General features: G+C 45.9%; 3 protein-coding genes and 1 pseudogene. All 4 read right to left on the bottom strand.

The window, feature by feature from the left end:
* A pseudogene (locus FE394_RS19210) lies at positions 1-320 on the bottom strand (hypothetical protein); the annotation flags it as partial.
* On the bottom strand, positions 317-1,492 hold the full coding sequence (locus tag FE394_RS19215; protein ID WP_319927919.1) for a DUF2515 family protein: 1,176 nt from the start codon (positions 1,490-1,492) through the stop codon (positions 317-319). The pseudogene FE394_RS19210 and the gene FE394_RS19215, both read right to left, overlap by 4 nt.
* A 101-nt stretch (positions 1,493-1,593) precedes the next feature.
* The gene (locus tag FE394_RS19220; RefSeq protein ID WP_319927920.1) at positions 1,594-1,827 is read right to left on the bottom strand and encodes a hypothetical protein; all 234 of its coding nucleotides are present in this window, start codon (positions 1,825-1,827) and stop codon (positions 1,594-1,596) included.
* On the bottom strand, positions 1,824-2,615 hold the full coding sequence (locus FE394_RS19225) for a DUF4123 domain-containing protein (protein WP_319927921.1): 792 nt from the start codon (positions 2,613-2,615) through the stop codon (positions 1,824-1,826). The genes FE394_RS19220 and FE394_RS19225 overlap by 4 nt, the downstream gene beginning before the upstream one ends.
* Positions 2,616-2,785: the final 170 nt, after the last annotated feature.

A 2,785-nucleotide genomic window follows, 5' to 3' on the forward strand; every position in this document is an offset into this window, starting at 1 on the left:
CGTACGCTATTGATTATTCCGTCATCAAACATAACAGTAAAAAATCGGGCAGGGGGGGTAACAAATCCATACATTGGGTCAGTAAAGCGTAAACGTGCATCTGTCTTTGGGACGTTATACCAAGCATGCCCCGGAAGATGTGGAGCGATGTCGGCACTGGATCGCTGCCGCATATCCTCGTAAGGTTCGCCAATCACCAGAGCTATTTCAGGCTCACGAGAAAAAGAATAATAGAAATAGGCTACTGTTAGACCAAGAATGATTAATAATGCAAAGATTAAGCCACTGCGCCACCAAACTATGTGTTGTAACCGACTCATTCTACACCTCGCCCTGAAGCTATATCCTGTAGGGATTTTTCAAGCAAACTTCGGTTACTGTCATTATGTAGCATCTCATCAAAACGCTTTGCTGCTTTAAGCACAAAAGGCATACGCTGATCTACGACAGAAAGATCAGCCAGTGGATTACTACTAAATTTGATAGTTCTGCCATCCTCAACGCGTCGGCACTGACTCGCCAGTGTTAACTCAATAGCTTCCGTTGCACCAGAGGGAAAACCTATGACATAGGAAAGATGATTGCTACGCAATAAACGGACTAAATGGGTATCACTATACATTGAAGGTTGTAATATATTGACTTGCTCATGATATGCAAGATATTCAACACTTTTGGCAATATTTCCCGCTTCTATCGTTTCAAAGGTTTGTAGGAGCTCTGTATAGGATTGGCCAAACGTTAATTTCTCTTGCCCGATTGGCCACAATATTGGGAATTGGTTGTTGTCGTAGATCTTATGACGAAAATCTAAGCAAGTTTTGAGTTCCTGCAATCCACGTTGCTTGTAAAAAGCATGTAGTGGATAGACATCCAGAAATAACGTTGTATTTCCCAACGCCATCATTTCATATACATAGTTGAGTTGTTGCTGCACCAGACTTAATGATTCCCCACGGCTGCGTATATCAAAGAGTGGAATTGGATTGCTTTCGTGTGCCTGCTCAAGTTCTTTTTTGGTTTGCGCATCATCCGTATTTTCACGCACAGTAATTAACCCTGGAATGCTCCATTTTATTTTTCCCTTTCCTGCATTATCAGCGCTGCGTTGTATGGCATTGTGTTCAGTTTGTGTCTTTTCGAGCATATTAGTGGCATGCAACAAACCACACCCCACTTGCTTAGAAGCAAAAGCAGCAAGACCCGCCCACTGGAAACGGTTATCGTTCAGCCATAAACTAGCATAAGCCGCATTAATTCGTTTATTGCGTTCTTTAGGGTCAGCAATCAGCACACCACCGGGGGCAACAATCTCTTCAGCCTCTTTCTGATACCTGCGCCAGACACACTCACAAGTGAGTATAGGGACATCAATCACTTTAATCTGTTTGCCGTCTTTTTCTTCGAAATGACAATCACATGCGGCGACAGACTGGGTGCTTTGGTGTAACGCCATATCATCATATTTATGCTTTTTTAAAATATCGATCATTTCCGTCTCCCTGATAAAAATATTTTTACTATCATCCTGTTAATAGGGCGTATATCTTTTTTTTTGCACATCTCATGGGTCTATTGAATAAGGTGCAAAAGTTACACTGACTCAGGCGGATCTATTGTGGCCGTGAAGGGGGTGCTGGTTAAACCTTCTTCAAGCTTCATGCCATGACCATCACTGGTTCCTGCATGTTCTATTTCTTTATTTTTCAATGTGTAAGGCACATTAGGTATCGGTGTATTCGTGCTATCTTCGACAAGTTTAATGTACAAATCATCTTTAAGTATTGCCTGACAATCACGGCTATAAATCGGGTTTTGATTACTCATCGTTCTTTCTCCTGTTCCATCGCCAGCAGACAATCCTGACTGGATACTTTTTCAATGCGCTGCCCGGCTTCCAGTTTTTGCCGTAACCAACTTTCAATACGTTGTTCCAGACTGCCTTCGGGCTGATCCAGTTGCCTTGCCATTTTTCCGTGGTTTTCCCATAACTCATTGTAGAGGGAGCTGGTTAACATTTTCAGACCATAAGGAGAATGTAACCAAACGGCTAGCAGATGTTCACCCAGCGTAAACGGGATTTCACTGTTACCCTCTCCGCAGGCTTCGGGACGGCAAAACCGTATCGGTTGTGGGATATCGATCATCAGTTCCGTGACGGGTGTCAGCATCAGTGACCAGTCACTGGGCGTGAAGGCGGGAATCATCGCGCCAAAGACCCGGGTGTCCATGATACGGAACAGGACCTGTTCGCCATCCATCATCACCAGTTGTCGCCGTTGCCAGTGGGCAAGCTGTTCCTGCCACGGGACATCACTGCGGTAAGCCCAGCCCCAGCTATTGTCACTGATGGCATGGCGATCCAGCATCATGCCTATCTGGGATAACTGGCGGGGTTTAGCCTGTACCAGCCACGGGCTTTGTTTCAGCATCTTTCGCATCGGTGTACCGCTGTAGAGCGGAAATGCCCGCTCCACCCAGTCATTCAGGTAAAAATGTTCGACCGGATTCGGTTTTGCCAGCGAGTTGAGGATAAAGAACACCGGCGCATCATTGGGTTCATTCAACCATTTTTGCCAGTTTGTTGGCGTTTCGATCATCATGTCATCCATCATTATCATTATTCCTTTTTGGCCGGCTTAATCACCGGACTGGCATCCTGCTGTGCCAGTACAGGGCAGTAGGGATGAGCCGGGAATTCCACTGCCGGCAACGGTGCCACGCCTTCCGGTAATTGCAGCGCCAGCCCGCGCCCACTGCCTGCCGAACCCTGCCCGACGTTAAT

Source organism: Xenorhabdus littoralis (assembly GCF_033949345.1).
GTDB lineage: Bacteria > Pseudomonadota > Gammaproteobacteria > Enterobacterales > Enterobacteriaceae > Xenorhabdus > Xenorhabdus littoralis.